The organism is Vibrio sp. Vb1574, assembly GCF_033338675.1.
Map to the genome: position 1 here is coordinate 1 of NZ_JAWOTC010000315.1, position 1201 is coordinate 1201.

Here is a 1201-nt window from a genome sequence, read left to right on the forward strand (position 1 = left end):
TCATCATTCGACACTAACTCGTGGCGCTCTTTGTTTACTAGCTTGTCCATCCCCCAGAACAACCCGAGGGAGACAATGAGCGCCAGTGCAATTGAGGCCAGATACCGCATAAGCTTAATCCTTATTGGTTGCGGCAATGGAGATGCTTTCTACACCTGCCATTTTGATCTGGTCCATAACCTTCACGACTACGCCAGCATTTGCTTCAGTGTCGGCTTGGATAACAACTGCGCCATCAGGGCTTTCTGCACGAAGACGTTCAATATTCGCGCGAACCGCGTCCACTTCGATGCGGCGTTTATCAACCCAAACATCACCCGCCGCACCAACTGCGACCATGATGTTACCTTTTTTCACGGTTTGCGCAGAGCTTGCTGTCGGGCGGTTTACTTCTAGACCAGCTTCTTTTACGAACGATGTTGTTACGATAAAGAAGATCAACATGATGAATACGATGTCGAGCATCGGTGTCATATCGATAGCGGTTTCATCACTGCTATCACTGCTATAGCGTCTTTTCATGACCTATACCTCTAATTCCATTTACTCAGGCAATATGCTTTAGCTTATCTTCCAGCTTTTGCGTTGTGACTTTGGCTAAATGATCAAGACGTGAACTAAAGAACAGTCCTGATAGAGAAGCCACCATCCCGGCTAAAGTTGGGATTGTTGCCTTTGAGATCCCCGAGGCCATTGCTCGAGGGCTTCCTGTTCCTGTTACCGCTAAGATGTCGAATACTTGGATCATGCCAACAACGGTGCCGAGCAAACCCAGTAAGGGACAAAGCGCAATCAATACTTTCACGATTGGCAGGCCCTTTTTATTCTCAATGTCCTGACGAGAAACAATTTCTTGTCGGATCATCTTAGCGTTCCAGCTCTGGTGCTCTGAGCGCTCCTGCCATGAGCCAACGGCTTTTTTCATGGCTTTTGGAGCGACGGCAGCAAAATAGAACCAACGTTCTAACAATACTGCCCACAGCATAAAGCTGAGGATGAAGATGGCGACGAGTACATCGCCACCCATTCCCAAGAAGCGCCTAATTGATTCAAGTTCTCCAACTAACCACCACATAACGCCTCCTTAGCTTTCGGCTTTATGTAGTTTTTCCTGATAGCGAGCGATGAAGCCTGCACTCTGTTCTTCAAGAGTTTGAACCAAACGACGACCTTTACTGTGTACGATGGTGTAAAGGAACAG

The 1201-nt window shown here is 47.5% G+C and carries 2 protein-coding genes and 1 pseudogene; all 3 read right to left on the minus strand.

The genetic code is table 11. From position 1 onward, the window contains the following. Nucleotides 1-110: pseudogene (locus R7O12_RS25805) on the minus strand (sugar ABC transporter substrate-binding protein); the annotation flags it as partial. A 4-nt stretch (nucleotides 111-114) separates the two neighbouring features. After that, the gene (locus R7O12_RS25810) at nucleotides 115-522 is read right to left on the minus strand and encodes an ExbD/TolR family protein (protein WP_005379359.1); all 408 of its coding nucleotides are present in this window, start codon (nucleotides 520-522) and stop codon (nucleotides 115-117) included. Nucleotides 523-547: 25 nt separating this feature from the next. Then, nucleotides 548-1075: a MotA/TolQ/ExbB proton channel family protein gene (locus R7O12_RS25815; RefSeq protein WP_047103760.1), complete on the minus strand. Its 528-nt coding sequence runs from the start codon at nucleotides 1073-1075 to the stop codon at nucleotides 548-550. Nucleotides 1076-1201: the final 126 nt, after the last annotated feature.